This window comes from Rhodococcus sp. SGAir0479, assembly GCF_005484805.1.
GTDB lineage: Bacteria > Actinomycetota > Actinomycetes > Mycobacteriales > Mycobacteriaceae > Prescottella.
In genome coordinates this window covers 2,164,750-2,178,780 of record NZ_CP039432.1, presented here as the reverse complement: position 1 = coordinate 2,178,780, position 14,031 = coordinate 2,164,750, and the positions used below count along the sequence as shown (strand labels likewise).

General features: G+C 70.5%; 13 protein-coding genes. 7 read left to right on the top strand and 6 right to left on the bottom strand.

The genetic code is table 11. The annotated features are described in order from the left end of the window. On the top strand, window positions 1-3,015 hold the full coding sequence (locus E7742_RS10165; RefSeq protein ID WP_137798845.1) for a bifunctional [glutamine synthetase] adenylyltransferase/[glutamine synthetase]-adenylyl-L-tyrosine phosphorylase: 3,015 nt from the start codon (window positions 1-3) through the stop codon (window positions 3,013-3,015). Window positions 3,016-3,061: 46 nt separating this feature from the next. Here E7742_RS10165 and E7742_RS10160 read toward each other — a convergent pair whose 3' ends face one another. Beyond that, entirely contained in the window at window positions 3,062-3,748 is a 687-nt protein-coding gene (locus E7742_RS10160; RefSeq protein WP_137798844.1) for a GntR family transcriptional regulator, read from the bottom strand. A 124-nt stretch (window positions 3,749-3,872) separates the two neighbouring features. On the opposite strand from E7742_RS10160, the gene E7742_RS10155 reads away from it, so the two are divergent. The 5 genes from E7742_RS10155 (at window position 3,873) to E7742_RS10135 (ending at window position 8,080) form a co-directional block, all read left to right on the top strand. Continuing rightward, window positions 3,873-4,772, top strand: coding sequence for a sulfurtransferase (locus E7742_RS10155; RefSeq protein WP_137798843.1), 900 nt, complete (start codon window positions 3,873-3,875; stop codon window positions 4,770-4,772). 60 nt (window positions 4,773-4,832) lie between these two features. Continuing rightward, window positions 4,833-5,681: a hydroxyethylthiazole kinase gene (thiM, locus tag E7742_RS10150; protein WP_137798842.1), complete on the top strand. Its 849-nt coding sequence runs from the start codon at window positions 4,833-4,835 to the stop codon at window positions 5,679-5,681. Then, window positions 5,678-6,787 carry an LLM class flavin-dependent oxidoreductase gene (locus tag E7742_RS10145; RefSeq protein WP_137798841.1) on the top strand — a complete coding sequence of 370 codons (1,110 nt, stop codon included), beginning with the start codon at window positions 5,678-5,680 and terminating at the stop codon, window positions 6,785-6,787. Before thiM ends, E7742_RS10145 begins: the two co-directional genes overlap by 4 nt. Before the next feature lie 111 nt (window positions 6,788-6,898). After that, window positions 6,899-7,201, top strand: coding sequence for a putative quinol monooxygenase (locus E7742_RS10140; RefSeq protein WP_137798840.1), 303 nt, complete (start codon window positions 6,899-6,901; stop codon window positions 7,199-7,201). 378 nt (window positions 7,202-7,579) lie between these two features. Then, window positions 7,580-8,080: a C40 family peptidase gene (locus E7742_RS10135; protein ID WP_137798839.1), complete on the top strand. Its 501-nt coding sequence runs from the start codon at window positions 7,580-7,582 to the stop codon at window positions 8,078-8,080. 75 nt (window positions 8,081-8,155) lie between these two features. On the opposite strand, the gene glnA is transcribed toward E7742_RS10135, so the two are convergent. After that, window positions 8,156-9,592, bottom strand: coding sequence for a type I glutamate--ammonia ligase (gene glnA, locus E7742_RS10130; RefSeq protein WP_137798838.1), 1,437 nt, complete (start codon window positions 9,590-9,592; stop codon window positions 8,156-8,158). Window positions 9,593-9,831: 239 nt separating this feature from the next. Here glnA and E7742_RS10125 point away from each other — a divergent pair, with 239 nt between their 5' ends. Then, window positions 9,832-10,308, top strand: a complete 477-nt coding sequence (locus tag E7742_RS10125; protein WP_137798837.1) for an RDD family protein — start codon at window positions 9,832-9,834, stop codon at window positions 10,306-10,308. Between the two features lie 81 nt (window positions 10,309-10,389). Here E7742_RS10125 and E7742_RS10120 read toward each other — a convergent pair whose 3' ends face one another. The 4 genes from E7742_RS10120 to E7742_RS10105 all read right to left on the bottom strand — a co-directional run bounded on the left by E7742_RS10120 (window position 10,390) and on the right by E7742_RS10105 (window position 13,999). Beyond that, on the bottom strand, window positions 10,390-11,145 hold the full coding sequence (locus tag E7742_RS10120) for a DUF4191 domain-containing protein (protein ID WP_137798836.1): 756 nt from the start codon (window positions 11,143-11,145) through the stop codon (window positions 10,390-10,392). 61 nt (window positions 11,146-11,206) lie between these two features. Then, complete coding sequence (gene lipA, locus E7742_RS10115) at window positions 11,207-12,223, bottom strand: lipoyl synthase (RefSeq protein ID WP_137798835.1); 1,017 nt, start codon at window positions 12,221-12,223, stop codon at window positions 11,207-11,209. 52 nt (window positions 12,224-12,275) lie between these two features. Further along, window positions 12,276-13,073, bottom strand: coding sequence for a lipoyl(octanoyl) transferase LipB (gene lipB / locus E7742_RS10110; RefSeq protein WP_137798834.1), 798 nt, complete (start codon window positions 13,071-13,073; stop codon window positions 12,276-12,278). Between the two features lie 35 nt (window positions 13,074-13,108). Further along, on the bottom strand, window positions 13,109-13,999 hold the full coding sequence (locus tag E7742_RS10105) for a TIGR01777 family oxidoreductase (protein ID WP_137798833.1): 891 nt from the start codon (window positions 13,997-13,999) through the stop codon (window positions 13,109-13,111). Window positions 14,000-14,031 lie beyond the last annotated feature (32 nt).

Here is a 14,031-nt window from a genome sequence, read left to right as displayed (position 1 = left end):
GTGAAGCCGCCGTACGCGCGGTCCGCGGTGCCCGGTGTCGGGCGGCTCGGGCTGATCGAACCCACCGCGCCGGCCGAGCTGGCGGCGTTGGGGTGGTCCAACCTCGACGGTGTCGAGCTGCTGTGGGCGCTCTCGCGCGCCGCCAACGCCGACCTCGCGCTGCGGACGCTCGTCCGGATGCAGGAGGGTCTCGGTGACGGGTGGGCGGAACTCGACGCGGCCCTGCGCACGGACAAGGGGTTGCGCGGCAGGCTGTTCGGCCTCATCGGCGCCTCCAGCGCGTTCGGGGATCACCTGGTCGCGGATCCCGCGTCGTGGAAGCTGCTCGCGGGGGACATGGCCCTGCCGTCGAAGGACGAGCTGACGCGGCGGCTGCTCGCGTGCGTCCAGGCGGTCCCCGAGAGCGGACCGAACGCGTCGCCCACTCTCTACCGCGCGGCCGTCACGGGCCCGGAAGCCATTGCGGCGCTGCGTAAGTGCTACCGCGATCAGATGATGGTGCTGGCGGGAGCCGATCTGGCCGCGACCGTCGAGAACGAGCCGGTGATCCCGTACCAGACGGTGGGCCACCAGCTCTCGGACATGGCCGACGCCGCCCTGACCGCGGCGCTCGCGGTGGCCGTGGCGGCGGTCAGCCCGGACGAGCCGTGCCCGGCCCGGATCGCGGTGATCGCGATGGGCAAGTGCGGGGCTCGGGAACTGAACTACGTCAGCGACGTCGACGTCGTGTTCGTCGCGGAACCGTCCAACGCGCTCTCGAGCCGCATCGCCGGCGAGATGATGCGCATCGGGTCGTCCGCGTTCTTCGAGGTGGACGCCGCGCTGCGTCCCGAGGGCAAGCGCGGCGAGCTCGTGCGCACCCTCGAGTCGCACGTCGCGTACTACAAGCGCTGGGCCAAGACGTGGGAGTTCCAGGCGCTCCTCAAGGCGCGCCCGATGACCGGTGATCTCGAGCTGGGCCGGGAGTACACCGACGCTCTGGGCCCGATGGTGTGGACGGCGTCCGAGCGTGAGGACTTCGTGCCCGAGGTCCAGGCGATGCGTCGCCGGGTGGAGGCGTCGGTGCCGCCGGAACTGCGCGAGCGCGAACTCAAGCTCGGCCGCGGCAGTCTGCGCGACGTCGAGTTCGCGGTGCAGCTGCTGCAGTTGGTGCACGGCCGCGCCGACACGTCGCTGCGCGTCAAGAGCACCGTCGACGCGCTCACCGCCCTCGCCGCCGGCGGCTACGTCGGCCGCGACGACGCCGCGAACCTCACCGCGTCGTACGAGTTCCTGCGCCTGCTCGAGCACCGGTTGCAGCTGCAGAAGCTCAAGCGCACCCACACGCTGCCGCCGCCGGACGACGAGGAGGGGCTGCGCTGGCTGGCCCGCGCCGCGCACATGCGTCCGGACGGTCGCAACGACGCGCTCGGGGTGCTGAACGCCGAGATCCGGCGCAACACCCACCGGGTGCGGCGGCTGCACGCCAAGCTCTTCTACCGGCCGCTGCTCGAGTCGGTCGCGCGGCTCGACAAGGAGGCGCTGCGGCTGAGCCCGGACGCGGCGGTCCGGCAGCTGGCGGCGCTCGGCTACTCGGCACCGGAGAACGCTCTCGGCCACCTCACCGCCCTCACCGGCGGGGCGTCCCGGAAGGGCCGGATCCAGGCCCTGCTGTTGCCGACGCTGCTCGAATGGCTCGGGGACACCCCCGATCCCGACGCCGGCCTGCTCGCGTACCGGCGGCTGTCGGAGTCGCTGGCGGACGCCACGTGGTTCCTGCGGCTGCTGCGGGACGAGGCGTCGGTGGCGCAGCGGCTCATGACGGTGCTGGGCTCCTCGGCCTACATCCCGGATCTGCTGATCAAGGCTCCGGACGTCATCCGCCTCTTCGCCGACGGCCCGTCCGGTCCGCGCCTGCTCGACCCGCAGCCCGCGGACGTGGCGCGCGGCATCCTGTCCTCGTCGGCGCGGTACGTCGACCCGGTGCGAGCGGTCGGTGCGGCGCGGTCGCTGCGCCGGTACGAACTGGCCCGCATCGCCAGTGCCGACATCCTCGGGATGCTCGACGTCCGGCAGGTGTGCCGGGCGCTGTCGTCGGTGTGGGCGGCGGTGCTCAACGCGTCGCTGGCGGCGGTGATCCGGGCGAGCGAGGCGGAGTCGGGCGAGCCGGCGCCGGCGACGTTCGCGGTCATCGGCATGGGCCGGTTGGGCGGCGGGGAACTCGGGTACGGGTCCGACGCCGACGTGCTGTTCGTGTGCGAGCCGCGGGAGGGGGCCGACGAGACGCGGGCGGTGAAGTGGGCCAACCTCATCGGCGACCGGGTGCGCAAGCTGCTCGGCGCACCCAGCACCGACCCGCCGCTGGAAGTGGACATCGGATTGCGCCCGGAGGGGCGCAGCGGCCCGCTGGTGCGGACGCTGGCGTCGTACGAGGCGTACTACGCGCAGTGGGCGCAGGCATGGGAGGTCCAGGCCCTGCTCCGCGCGAACGCCGTTGCCGGCGACGCCGACCTCGGGCTGCGCTTCCTGCACATGGTCGACGGGACCCGCTACCCGCAGGGCGGGGTCTCCGACGACGCGGTCCGTGAGATCCGGCGCATCAAGGCCCGCGTCGATTCCGAGCGGCTGCCGCGGGGTGCCGATCCGGCCACCCACACCAAGCTCGGTCGCGGTGGTCTCGCCGACATCGAGTGGACCGTCCAGCTCATCCAGTTGCAGCACGCGCACGAGATCCCGGCGCTGCACAACACCTCCACCCTGGAAGCGCTGGACGCGATCGGAGCGGCGGAGTTGTTGAGCCAGGCCGACATCGAGCTGCTGCGCGACGCGTGGCTCACCGCCACCAAGGCCCGCAACGCGCTGGTGCTGGTGCGCGGCAAGCCCACCGACCAGCTACCCGGGCCGGGCAAGGTGCTCGCCGCGGTGGCGCAGGTGGCGGGTTGGCCCGACGGCGACGCCAACGAGTTCCTCGACAACTACCTGCGGGTCACCCGGCGGGCGAAGGCTGTGGTGCAGCGGGTATTCGGAGGCGAGTGACGGCGGACGCGGCCGGTAGAGCAGGGTCGACCGCCGCTACCGCCGCTCAGCCGTTGGCGAACAGGCGGATTCGCTGTTCGCGGCTGTGCTCGAGGTGCGTGCGCATGTGCTCGCGGGCGGCCTTCTCGTCGCGCGCCCGCAGCGCGTCGAGGATCTGCTCGTGTTCGCTGTTGAGCAGCTCGGGTTCGCCGTAGTTCGACGGCGGCCCGCTATCGTAGATCCGCAACTGGGTGGTCAGCCGCACCAGCAGCGTCATGATCGTCGAGTTGTGCGCCGCCTGCCACAGCGCCTCGTGGAACCGGAAGTTGTCGGCGCGTGCCTCGACCTCGTCGTCGGTGCTGCAGCACGAGCGGTGCAGACGCTCGAGGCGGGCCATGTCGAGATCGGTGTGCCGCAGAGCGGCGGCGCCGGCGGCCTCGGACTCGAGCGCCACGCGGGCCGCGTAGATCTCGATGACGTCCTCGGCGGTGCCCGACCGCACCCGGAAGCCGCGGGCCGCGCGTTCGAGGAGACCGTCGTGGGCCAACCAGTTGAGCGCCTCGCGGATGGGGGTGCGCGAGGCGCCGTACGTCTCGCTGAGCTGCGTCTCGTGCAGTGCGGCTCCCCGCGGAAACTTGCCGTCGAGGATGTCGGCCCGCAGGCGCAGGTACTGCTTGGACGTCTGATCGGACCGTCCCGAAGTGCCGGAGGGCAGCAGCACGCCCAGATCTGCCAGGTCGTCCTCGCGCGTCATCGGTGTCCCATCTGTCGGTTCCCTCGTCGGACGCCGATGATTATGCCACCGGTTACAGTTGGATACTTGCGTATACGCAAGTCGTCATTTAGGTTCGTGGCGTCGTCACCCCGTCTGTCCGAGGATGTGTGAGTTGAGTACCGCCGAACTGCCCCTGATCCAGGCCGAGGATCTCGCCCGGGATTTGGGGCGACCGTCTCTGGTGGTGCTCGACGTCACGGTGGACCTGGCCCCGGCCCGCTTCGACGGCGACTACCGGCCGGAGTCCGGCGCGGGACCCTGGCGCGCCGCGCACGTGCCGGGCTCGCGGCACGTCGACCTGCTGACCAGTTTCTCCGATCCCGGCACCGGCCTGCACTTCAGCCGTCCGACGCGGGAACGGTTCGCCGCCGACGTGGCCGCCCTGGGAATCTCGGCCACCACCGACGTCGTCGTCTACGACCGGGGATCGATGACGTGGGCGGCGCGCTTCTGGTGGTTGCTGCGCAGCGTCGGCATCGACGCCCGCGTGCTCGACGGCGGGCTGGCGCACTGGCAAGCGTGCGGTCTGCCCGTCGAATCGGGAAGCGCGGTACCGGCCCCGACGCCCGGAGACGGCGGCCTCGTGCACGACTACCGCCCCGTGTGGGCGGATCGCGCCGACGTGCTCGCCGTCAGTGAGGGACGTGCGCCGGGCACGCTCGTGTGCGCCCTGGCGCCGGCCCAGTTCGCCGGCACCGAGCAGTCGCGGTACTCGCGGCGTGGGCACATCCCGGGCAGCCGGAACCTGTCGGCCAAGAGCCTGCTCGACGACACCGGCCGCGTCCGCGACGTCGCCGCCGTGCGCGCGGCGGCCGACGGCGTGCTCGTCGGGGCGTCCGCGCCCGTGGTCGTGTACTGCGGCGGCGGTGTGTCCGCGTGTCTGGCCGCGCTCGGTCTGGTGCTCGCCGGCTACGACGACGTCCGGGTCTACGACGGATCCCTCGAGGAGTGGTCGGCCGACGCGTCGCTGCCACTCGTGACCGCGCCGGGCGGTGACCAGTGACCCGATGTCGCCGCTGACGATCGACCCGACCCCGAACCCCGCTCCGCCCAAGGATTTTCCATGACCGCAGCTATCACCGGCGACGACCTCGCCGGCGCACTCGACGCGCTCCGCGCCCGGGTACCCCTCGTCCACTCGCTCACCAACGTCGTCTCGGCGAACTTCCTGACCAATGTTCTGCTCGCGGCCGGCGCGAGCAACGCGCACATCGACAATGTCCACGAGGCGGCCGGGTTCGCCCGCATCGCCGGCGGCGTCCTCGTCAACCTCGGCACGCCCGACGGCGGGACGGCCGCCGCGTTCACGCTCGCGGCGGAGGCCGCTCACGACGCGGGCACCCCGTGGGTCCTCGACCCGGTCGGCGTCGGCGGGCTGCCCTGGCGCAGCGGGCTGGCGGTGGACCTGCTGAAGTACCGGCCCACGGTCGTGCGCGGCAACGCCTCCGAGATCATCGCCCTCGCGGGTCTCGGCGGCGACACCCGCGGTGTCGACAGCTCCGACGACGCGGCAGCGGCGGTGCCCGCGGCCGTCGCGCTGCTCGACCACGCGCAGGCGGTCTCCGCCTCCGGGCCGGTGGACCACCTGGTCGGGCGGGCCGCCGACGGTTCCGTCGTCGGTGTCCGGATCGCGGGCGGCAGCGCCCTGCTGCCGCGCGTGACGTCCACCGGCTGCTCGCTGGGCGGGCTGGTGGCGGCGTACCTGGCGGTGGCGCCCACCCCGCTCGTCGGCCTCGCCGCCGCACACGCGCACGTGGCCGTCGCGTCGGAGATCGCGGAGGAGAAGTCCTCGGGGCCCGGCTCGTTCGCGGTCGAGTACCTCGACGCGCTGTACTCCGTCGACGCCGCCACGCTCGCCGCGCGCGCCCGCATCGACACCATCGACCCGGCGAACGAGGGCGGAAACCGATGAGCATCAAGACCTTCTGGTACCTCACCCAGGCGGACGGCGACTTCCCGTGGAGCCCGGACGGGCTCTACCCGGTGGACGGCGCCCGGCAGATCGAGCTGGCGAAGACCATCGACGACGGCGGGTTCGACGGCGCGCTGGTCGCGACGTGGTCCAACGATCCATTCGTCTCGGCGACATGGGCGGCGTCCCACACCACGCGGATGAAGTTCCTCGTCGCGGTGTACGCCAACATGATTCCGGCGCGTCTGCTCGCCGAGAAGGCCCTGACGTTCGACGCGTTCACCGGCGGGCGGCTGATGATCAACTCGGTCAACGGCCGGGACAACATCCTCACCAAGTACGACATGAACGTCGAGCACGACCGGCGGTACGAACTGGGGGAGCAGTACTGGGCCGACTTCCGGCGCTACTACCGCGAGGGCACCGAGTCGAACTTCCCCAACACCCCACTGCGGATCGACGGGCCCGCCGGTCACGACGTGCCGCTGTGGGGGACGGGCGACTCGCCGGCCGGCCTGGCGAACTCGGGGAAGGTGTTGGATGCGTACCTCGCGATGCTGCGCGAGACGTCCTTCATCGAGGACAAGTTCGCCGGGGCACGCGCCGCCGCGGCGGCCGCCGGCCGCGAGTTCACCGACTTCGGGGCACTGTCCGGTGTGATCGTCCGGCCCAAGCGGGACGAGGCGATGGACCGGTTCCGGGCACTGTTCGAGCAGGCCGGGATCGACCGGATCACCGACGTCCTCGACAACGCGGTTCGCCGCCGGACCGCCGGCAAACAGGACCTGAAGACCTTCACGGCGCGCGACGCGCAGCGGCAGGGCTGGGTCGACACCATCGTGGCTGGCAAGCTCCCGGAGCCGAACGACCTCTACCTCGGCGACGGCCTGTACGCCGGGATCACCGCGTGGTCCCCGCTCGACATCTTCGCCACCGGGTCGTCGGCGGTCTACTACGTCGGTGCCCCCGACGAGATCACCGGGCACGTCCGGGAACTGCGGGCCCGGACCGGTCTGACGTCGCTGATCCTGGCCGGCTGGCCGCTGATCGACGAGGCGAAACAGGTGGCCGAGCACCTGGTCCCGAGGTTCGCCGACCTGGACTGACGATTCGCGTGAGGGGCGCCGCGGCGATCGTCGCCGCGGCGCGCTTCTCGTTGACGGAGCCGGGTGCCCGCGAGAACAGTGAGGGGTACCGGTCCGTACTGGAGGTGCCCGATGGTCAGCGCAGCACTGTTGGTTCGCGTCGAGGCGAAGCGGGGCAAGGAGGCCGCGGTCGCCGAGTTCCTCGAGGGCGCGCTGGCACTGGTTCGGGACGAGCCCGGCACGACGGCGTGGTTCGCGCTGCGCTTCGGACCCGCCACGTTCGGTATCTTCGATGCCTTCCCCGACGAGGCGGGCCGACAGGCGCACCTCGCGGGCCGGGTCGCCGAGGCCCTCGCGGCCCGCGCCGACGAACTGTTCGTCGCCCACCCCACCATCACCCGGGTGGACGTCCTGGCGAGCAAGCTCCCCGGCTGACGGGTGTCGCAGCAACGTCACGATCAGCTCGCGGCGTTGGACGAAACCGTGACCTTCGGGCCGTCGACGGCCGCGCCGGGAGGCGTCCGGCCCGCGTCACAGGCGGCCGGGCCGTGGCCTCGCTCACGAACCGCACGGTCGTCACCGAGTGCCGTCGCGATGCGGTCCGCGCTGCATTTTCACTGATCAGCGCGCTCACGGCGGCTGCGCCCCGCATCTTTCGGCCCACCTGTTCGCGTATACCCGCATACCCGAACAGGTACCCCTCCGCGTAGTTATACGGATGTCTCGATCAGATAACGACGGAACTCTGGGTTGTGCCCGAACACCGATGCCAGAACCAGTGTCGGACCGCCGCAAGACCCCGGAGGACCTCGAATGGCCCTGAAGAACACCCGACTGACCCGCACCTCCCGTGGACTGGTGCTCGGCGCCGTGACCGCCGGAGCCCTCATGATCCCCGTCGCGCCCGCCTTGGCGCAGCCCGCCACGTCCCACTCGATCGGCAGCTCGGTCCAGGTCACTCCGGTGGCCAGCTCGGCGGGACAGGCCGCCGCCAACGCCGCCCAGTCCAAGATCGGGTCCCCGTACGTGTGGGGCGCGACCGGCCCCAGCTCGTTCGACTGCTCCGGTCTGGTCCAGTGGGCCTACAAGCAGGCCGGCAAGTCCATCCCGCGCACCAGCTACGACCAGGTCGGCGGCGGCAGCTCGGTGTCGCGCGGCAACCTCCAGCCCGGTGACGTCGTCGCCTTCTACGGCGGCGAGCACGTCGGTATCTACATCGGTGGCGGCAACGTCGTCCACGCCCCCACCGAGGGCGAGAACGTCAAGGTGACGTCCGTCGACGCCATGCCGTTCTCCGGCGCCAGCCGCTACTGATCAGCGGTACCCCCGACAGCAAAGAGCCCGTCACTCCGATCGGAGTGACGGGCTCGTTGCCGTGTCGCGCTCGACTCAGCAGTCGTAGTACAGCGAGAACTCGTACGGGTGCGGACGCAGGTTGACCGGCGCGATCTCCTGCTCACGCTTGAGCGAGATCCAGGTCTCGATCAGGTCGGACGTGAACACGCCGCCCTCGGTGAGGTAGTCGTGATCCTGCTCGAGGCGGTCGATGACGGCCGACAGGCTGGTGGGGGCCTGCGGGATGTTGCGGGCCTCCTCCGGCGGCAGCTCGTACAGGTCCTTGTCGACCGGAGCCATCGGCTCGATCTTGTTCTTGATGCCGTCCAGGCCGGCCATCATCTGAGCCGCGAAGTTCAGGTACGGGTTGCCCGAGGAGTCCGGCGCGCGGAACTCGATGCGCTTGGCCTTCGGGTTGTTGCCCGTGATCGGGATACGGACGGCGGCCGAGCGGTTGCGCTGGCTGTAGACCAGGTTGATCGGCGCCTCGTAGCCCGGCACCAGACGGTGGTACGAGTTGATCGTCGGGTTCGTGAACGCCAGCAGCGACGGCGCGTGGTGCAGGATGCCGCCGATGTACCAGCGGGCGATGTCCGACAGGCCCGCGTAGCCGGCCTCGTCGTGGAACAGCGGCTTGCCGTCCTTCCACAGCGACTGGTGCACGTGCATGCCCGAGCCGTTGTCACCGAAGAGCGGCTTCGGCATGAAGGTGGCCGACTTGCCGTGCTGCCACGCGGTGTTCTTCACGATGTACTTGAACAGCTGCAGGTCGTCCGCCGCCGCGAGCAGCGTGTTGAACTTGTAGTTGATCTCCTGCTGGCCGCCGGTGCCCACCTCGTGGTGGCCGCGCTCGAGCTCGAAGCCCGCGTTCTGCAGGTTCCGGGAGATGTCGTCGCGCAGGTCGACGTAGTGGTCGTACGGCGCGACCGGGAAGTAGCCGCCCTTGGCGCGCACCTTGTAACCGAGGTTGGGGCTGCCGTCCGCGTTGCGGTCGTTGCCGGTGTTCCACGCGCCCGAGATGGAATCGAGCTCGTAGAACGCGCCGTTCATCGTCGAGTCGTAGGAGACGTTGTCGAAGATGTAGAACTCGGCCTCGGCACCGAAGAAGGCGGTGTCGGCGATGCCGGTCGACTTCAGGTACTCCTCGGCCTTGCGGGCGACGTTGCGCGGGTCGCGGCTGTACGCCTCGCGGGTGAACGGATCGTGGACGAAGAAGTCGATGTTCAGCGTACGAGCCTTGCGGAACGGATCGATCCGCGCCGTCGCGACGTCGGGCAGCAGCATCATGTCCGACTCGTGGATGGACTGGAAACCGCGCACCGAGGAACCGTCGAACGCCAGGCCGTCCTCGAACACGTCCTGGTTGAAGGCGGACGCCGGGATGGAGAAGTGCTGCTGGACGCCCGGCAGGTCGCTGAAGCGAATGTCGACGAACTCGACGTTCTCATCGGCGATGTACTTGATGACCTCTTCGGCCGTGGAGAAAGCCACGTTGGTGCTCCTTCATTCGGTTACCAGCCGGTCGGGTTACGGCGGTTTCGTCGAGGCAAGACGGTAGATAGCCGGTGTTGCCCGCTAATCAAGCCTATGTTTCGCCGGTGTTACGCGTCGGTGTTCGGGGGCCGTACCCTGGGTGAATGTGACCATTCCCACTGGCCGGCGGGTGTGACGAGCGGCACCGAGGCGGCTGCACCGGCCTCGTGCGGCAGGTCGACGCCTATCCTGGACCCATGGCAAGAATGACCGGTTCCTGGCTGTCCGGCCCCTCCGCGGCACTGCCGAAGGATCAGACCAAGGCGCAGGCGTATCGAGGTGAGCTACTCGGGCTGCCGGCCGACGGTCCCGGATCGCTCGCCGGCACCGGGCGACGCGTCGCCGCCCTCGCCGTCGACTGGCTGTCCGCGGCGGGCGTCGTCATGTTGCTCATCGGCGAGGCACCGCTCGAGAACTCCCGGCTCGGCACCTACACGATGATGCTGTGGTTCGCCGTCGGCGTGGTGTGCGTTTCGCTGTTCTCGTTCACGCCCGGCCAGTACATGCTGGGCCTGCAGGTCGCCCGGGTCGACGCGCCCGCCCGGGTGGGCGTGCTGCGAGCCCTCGGCCGGCAGGCACTCATGGCGTTCATCGTCCCGGCCGTCATCACCGACGTCGACGGCCGCGGCATGCACGACCGCGCGACCGGCACCGGACTGGTCCGCGTCCGCTGAGCCCTTCCCCCCGGAAAGCCGAATGTCACATCGGTTCAGTCGGACTGAACCGATGTGACATTCGGTCGGAGCGGGGGAGGGTCAGCGGCGACGGATGGTGCGCTGCATGCCCTTCATCTTTGCGCCGGGCGGCAGCGGACCCTTGGGCATCGCGGCGCCGGTGCGGCCGCTGATGGCCGCGAGCCGCGACTCGATGGAATCCATGCGCTTGGTGTCGATGTTGCGCGGGAGCTTGTTCAGCTGCTTGGTGAGCTGCGACAGCGGCACCTGGCCCTCGCCGTTGCCGACCACGAAGTCGTAGATCGGGGTGTCGCCGACCAGGCGAGCGGTCTTCTTCTTCTCCTGCGCGAGCAGGCCCTTGACGCGCTGCGGCGAACCCTCGGCCACCAGGACGACACCGGGGCGACCGATCACCCGGTGCACCGCGTCCAGCTGGGTGGTGCTGGCGACGGCACTGGTCACGCGCCACGCGCCCTGCATGTTCTCGAGCGCCCACGCCGCGGCGCCCGCCTGTCCCTCGGCCTTGCCGTAGACGGTCTTCTGGACGCGCTTGCCGAAGATGATGAAACCGAGCAGCACGCCGATGAGGAGACCGATCGGCAACAGGAACCATTGGATGCCGAAGATCAGGCCGATGAGGAAGAACACGACCGCGCTCGCCACGACGGCGCCGATGATCAGCGGCAGCAGCAGCTTGTCTTCCTTGCGCTGCATCTGGAACGCCTGCCAGAGCTGAGTCCGGCGTTCCTTCGATGCCTGCTTGCGGGCCGCCTTCGCCGCAGCCTTCGCTTCCTTGCTGGGTTTGCCCGCTTTTCCGGACTTACTGCCGTTCGCCATACCTCACAGGATACGACGCTCACCGCGCACTATCGCGCGCGCGGTGAGCCTGCACGGCACGTCAGGCGCGGGCGGCCAGACGCTCGAGCACCGAGCTGGCCTCCTGCGAGGCGCTGCCCTCCTCGGCGAGATGTGCCTGGCCTTCGGGGAGTGGCCGGCCGTGGTGCGCCATGGCCTGCGCGTACAGGCGGCCGGCGCGGTAGGACGAACGGACCAGCGGCCCCGCCATGACGCCCGCGAACCCGATCTCCTCGGCCGCCTGCGAGTGCTCGACGAACTCCTCCGGCTTGACCCACCGCTCCACCGGGTGGTGCCGCGGCGACGGACGCAGGTACTGGGTGATGGTGATGATGTCGCATCCGGCCTCGTGCAGGTCCACCATCGCCTGGTGCACCTCCTCCGGAGTCTCACCCATCCCGAGGATCAGGTTGGACTTGGTGACCAGCCCGAAGTCGCGGGCGGCCGTGAGGACGCCGAGTGAGCGCTCGTAGCGGAACGCCGGACGGATCCGCTTGAAGATGCGCGGCACGGTCTCGAGATTGTGGGCCAGCACCTCCGGACGCGACTCGAACACCTCGGCCAGCAGGTCCGGCTTGCCGTTGAAGTCCGGCACCAGGTTCTCGACGCCGGTCCCGGGGTTGAGGGCGTGGATCTGGCGGACGGTCTCGGCATACAGCCACGCACCGCCGTCGGGCAGATCGTCGCGGGCGACGCCGGTGATCGTCGAGTACCGCAGGCCCATCGCCTTGACGCTCTCGGCGACGCGCCGGGGCTCGTCACGGTCGAGGTCGGTGGGCTTGCCGGTGTCGATCTGGCAGAAGTCGCAGCGGCGGGTGCACTGCTCGCCGCCGATGAGGAACGTCGCCTCCCGGTCCTCCCAGCATTCGTAGATGTTGGGACAGCCGGCTTCCTCGCAGACCGTGTGCAGACCCTCGTTCTTGACCAGGCCCTTGAGCTCGGTGTACTCGGGGCCCATCTTCGCGCGGGTCCGGATCCAATTGGGCTTGCGTTCGATCGGCGTTTCCGCGTTTCGGATCTCGATGCGGAGCAGCTTCCGTCCTTCTGGGGCGACAGTCACGCCGTCGATCGTACGCCTGACCGAACCTCTCGTTCCGGTGCGGGGACGGGCCTCAGCCGAACCGGACGGTGGTGAACTCGGGGGTGCGCTCGTCGGCCTCCGGGCGGGACGCCGCGGCGGGGGCCGGCGCCACCCGTTCGATGTCGTGGACGGTCACCGGGAGGCGACCGTCGAGTGCCTCCAGGACCGCGGCGGTGACCGACGGCGCGACCTCCTCGACCGTGACGTCGCGGCCGAGTTCCCGCGACAGCGTGGTGACGCCGGCGTCCTTGATGCCGCACGGGACGATGTTGTCGAAACCGTCGAGGGCGGCGTTGCAGTTGAGCGCGAACCCGTGCAGCGTGACGCCGCGCTGGACCCGGACGCCGATCGCCGCGACCTTGCGTTCCGGTAGCCGGCGGCCGTCCGACAGCGCGGCCGGGAGCCACACGCCGGAGCGTCCCTCGACGCGGCCGCACGTGAGGCCCAGATCGGTGCACACGGCGATGAGCGCCTGCTCGATCCGGCGAACGTAGCTGACGACGTCGACGGGTTCGGCGAGCTTGACGATCGGGTATCCGACGAGCTGTCCGGGGCCGTGCCACGTGATCTTGCCGCCGCGGTCGACATCGATGACCGGGGTGCCGTCGACGGGCCGATCCTCGGGGGCCGTGCGGCGCCCGGCGGTGTAGACGGCGGGATGCTCGAGCAGGAGCAGGGTGTCCGCGCCGCGGTCGTCGGCGCGGGCGGCGGCGAGGGCGCGCTGGTGCTCCCACGCCTCCATGTAGTCGATGCAGCCGAGGTGTTCGACGGACATCGGCAGGGCGCTGGATCGGGCCGATCCGGTCGCCGCCGGGAAAACACTGCTCATGCGCTAGACGGTACGCCCGCCGACCCGGCGGTCCGTCACCGCCCGAACGCGTATGCGAGGGCGTCGTCGATCGCGGCGTGACGGAAGTCGAACCCGGCCTGTTCGAGGACGGACGGCACGGCCCGCTGACCCGTCAGCACCGCTTCCTGAGCGAACTCGCCGATCAGCGCGGACACCGCGAACCCGGGAACCTTCCACGGCGCCGGGCGGTGCGCCACGCGGCCCATCGCGTCGTTGAACCGTGCATTGGTGACGGGTTCGGGCGCGCACAGGTTCACCGCGCCGCGGACGGTGTCGTGGGTGAGCGCGAACTCGATCGCGGCCACCTCGTCGACGAGCGAGATCCACGACATGTACTGGCGCCCGTCGCCGAGTCGGCCGCCGAGGCCGAGTCGGTAGAGGGGGCGCAGCCGTCCGAGCATGCCGCCCTCGGGGGCCAGCACCGTCGCGGTCCGGAGCGTGACGGTCCGGACTCCGGCGGCGCGGGCGGGATCGGTTGCGGCTTCCCAGTCCCGACACACCTGGGCCAGGAAGCCGCCACCGGACGGCGACCGCTCGTCGACGATCCGGTCGCCGGTGTCGCCGTAGTAGCCGACGGCGCTGCCGTTGACCAGGACCGGCACCCCGGTCTCGGCGACCGCGTGCGCGAGCACGTCGGTGGTGGTGAGCCGGCTGTCGCGGATGGCCTGCTTGTACGCGCCCGACCAGCGCTTGTCGCCGATCCCGGCCCCGCACAGGTTGACGACGGCGTCGGCGCCGCGCAGGACCTCGCCGTCCACCACTCCTGCCTCCGGTGTCCACTGCCGTTCGTCGGGCGCGGTCGCCGGGTGGCGGACGAGGCGGGTCACCTCGTGGCCGCCGCTCCGCAGCGACGCGACGAGCGCACTCCCGATCAGACCGGACGATCCGGCAACGACGACACGCATGTCACCCTCCTCGTTTCGAAACGCCGAGGGGC